Origin of the sequence: Erwinia sp. PsM31 (assembly GCF_030433775.1) — a bacterium.
Lineage (GTDB): Bacteria > Pseudomonadota > Gammaproteobacteria > Enterobacterales > Enterobacteriaceae > Erwinia > Erwinia aeris.
The window spans coordinates 1-2,935 of sequence record NZ_JARUWZ010000057.1 but is presented as its reverse complement, the minus strand read 5'-3'; the positions used below and the strand labels follow the sequence as shown (position 1 = coordinate 2,935).

Annotated in this window: 2 protein-coding genes; both read left to right on the top strand. The window is 51.2% G+C overall.

The window, feature by feature from the left end:
* Positions 1-295: 295 nt before the first annotated feature.
* Entirely contained in the window at positions 296-1,699 is a 1,404-nt protein-coding gene (phoA, locus tag QCD69_RS22385) for an alkaline phosphatase (protein ID WP_301253566.1), read from the top strand.
* A 166-nt stretch (positions 1,700-1,865) separates the two neighbouring features.
* Positions 1,866-2,762, top strand: coding sequence for an ATP-grasp fold amidoligase family protein (locus tag QCD69_RS22380; RefSeq protein ID WP_301253565.1), 897 nt, complete (start codon positions 1,866-1,868; stop codon positions 2,760-2,762).
* Positions 2,763-2,935: the final 173 nt, after the last annotated feature.

The following is a 2,935-nucleotide window of genomic DNA, read 5'->3' as shown; positions in this document are numbered from 1 at the left end:
TATACACACTTTCCAGGCGTGCTCCTTCAGCCACTCGGACACCTCACCATATTGTAAACTTCATCCCCCTCTCGGGCGACGGGGCGCTACTATAGGGAGTCCGGGCCGAACGGTCAAGGGAATTTTCTCTTTTTATTCTGGCAGGTTAAGCGGTAAGCAGGCCGCGCTCGCTGTCGATTGAGAAACGCACAGGTGTAGTCATCAAGTTGCCATGCGGCCGACACAAAAGCGTCACGATTGTGTCGCAAACTAAACGCCTGAAATTTTTAGAAACGTTTTCTCATGGAGCCGTCTGATGAAAAAAAGCCTGTTTACGCTTTCCTTTACCGCTACGTTGTTATCCATCACGCTTTGCGCCCAGGCCGCCGATTATCAGCGTGCCGCACAGGGAGATATTACACAGCCCGGCGGCGCTCGCCGTTTAAGCGAGGATCAGACCGAAGCGCTGAAAGCTTCACTGAGCAGTAAAACAGCTAAAAACGTTATCCTGCTGATCGGTGACGGTATGGGCGACTCCGAAATTACCGCCGCGCGTAACTATGCTGAAGGCGCAGGTGGCTTTTTCAAAGGCATCGATGCGCTGCCGCTGACCGGTCAGTATACGCATTACTCGCTGGACAAAAAAACGCATAAGCCCGATTACGTTACGGATTCCGCCGCTTCGGCAACGGCGTGGAGCACCGGCGTAAAATCTTATAACGGGGCGATCGGCGTGGATGTGAACGGTAAAGATCATCAGACGATTATGGAAAGGGCAAAGGCAGCAGGTAAAGCGACCGGCAACGTCTCTACCGCAGAGCTGGAAGACGCTACGCCCGCCGCGCAGATGGCGCATGTGACCTCCCGTAAATGCTATGGCCCGGAGAAAACCAGCGAGCTGTGCGCAGGCAACGCGCTGGAAAAGGGCGGCAAAGGATCTATTGCCGAACAATTGTTGAACGCCCGTGTTGACGTCACTTTCGGCGGCGGCGGCAAAACCTTTGCCGAAAGCGCTAAGGCAGGCGAGTGGCAGGGCAAGACGCTGAGCGAGCAGGCGAAGCTGCGCGGCTACCAGCTGATTGATAACCTTGACGGCATGAACGCTATTACCGAAGCCACGCAGGATAAACCCGTGCTGGGCCTGTTCGCGGATGGCAATATGCCGGTGCGCTGGAAAGGGCCGAAAGCGACCCTGCACGGTAATCTGGAAGGCAACCCCATCAGCTGCGAGGTAAACAGCGATCGTCCTGCTTCCACGCCAACGCTGGCGCAGATGACCGATAAGGCTATCCAGCTGCTGAGCAAAAATCAGAACGGTTTCTTCTTACAGGTGGAAGGCGCGTCGATCGATAAGCAGGATCATGCAGCAAACCCCTGCGGCCAGATTGGCGAAACGGTAGATTTGGATGAGGCAGTACAGAAAGCGCTGGAGTTTGCCCGTAAAGACGGCAACACGCTGGTTATTGTCACGGCGGACCATGCGCATTCCAGCCAGATTATCCCTAATGACAGTAAGGCTCCCGGCCTGACGCAAAAGCTGGCAACTAAAGAGGGCGGCCTGATGACTATCAGCTACGGTAACTCGGAAGAGGACTCGCAGGAGCATACCGGCACGCAGCTGCGCATCGCCGCTTATGGGCCACACGCCGCTAACGTGGTCGGGCTGACCGATCAGACCGATCTGTTTTATACCATGAAGGCCGCGATGGAAATTAAGTAGTCTTTATAAAAACTGATTGATTATATAAAAGCACTGTTGCTGAAAGGTAACGGTGCTTTTTTATTTGCCTTGTTTACTTAGGGTTTATTTCTTCCTGGCGTAATAATGACCAGGCTGGCTCCATTATTCCTGTATCAGGACAGGTTGTTAATAAGGGGCCGGGGAAGTGTATTTATTTAAGAAGATTGAGCATCAGGGTAAAATTTTTCGTCACCTTTTACAGAAAGAAGAAAAATATTTGCTAACGACCTACCGCAAAAGACAATGTGGAGCAGATGTTTTCCGCAATCCTGAGTCGTTGAATGAAAAAATTATCCACCGTATGCTCTACACAAGCAACGATCTTTATACCCAACTGGCTGATAAATACCTGGCCCGTGACTACGTTGCAAAGAAAATCGGCGAAAACTATTTGATCCCATTGCTGGGCGTGTGGCGGCGCACGGCGGATATTGACTATGCTGCATTACCCGATAAATTTGTACTCAAATGCAACCATGATAGCGGCAGCTGCCAGATGGTGTTTGCCAAAGATGCGGCAGCAATAGCGCGCTATAATAAAAAGCTCGATTTTTTTCTTAATCGTAACTTTTACTATGTCTCGCTGGAATGGCAATACAAAAACATCCCACCCTTTATCCTGGCCGAGCAGTATATAGATATTTTTGCGAACGCCAATCCGGATATTACGCCGGAACTTTACCGCGTTCACTGCTTTCATCAAAAAGCGAAATTTACAGAGGCGGATTTTACGGATGCCGCCGGAAATAAGCTGACCAATATTTATGATGAAGGCTGGCGCCTGCAGCCTTTTACTATGGGGCAGAGCAATAATCCGCGCGACATTCCCCGGCCCGCTGGCTATGCCAGGCTGCTTGAACTGGCGGAAACGCTCGCAGAGGGTATTGATTACTGCCGGGTGGATTTCTTTATGCATAAAGAAAATATCTGGTTTAGTGAAATGACCTTTACGCCAGAGAGAGGCAAGATAAAGTTTTCGCCAAGAATATGGGATTACAGGCTTGGCGAGCTGTGGCAACTGCCGTCAGACATCAATAAATAAGTTGGGCATAAAAAAAAGCCTGAACGTGAGTTCAGGCTCTTTCTTTGAATATGGCGGTGAGGAAGGGATTGACTCGCTTTGCTCGCCCTGCGGGCAGTTCGGCCGCGGGACGTCCGAACTGTCCAACCGGCTGAAGCCGGTTGTCGAACCCGGTCAAGGGTTCTCACCCTTCC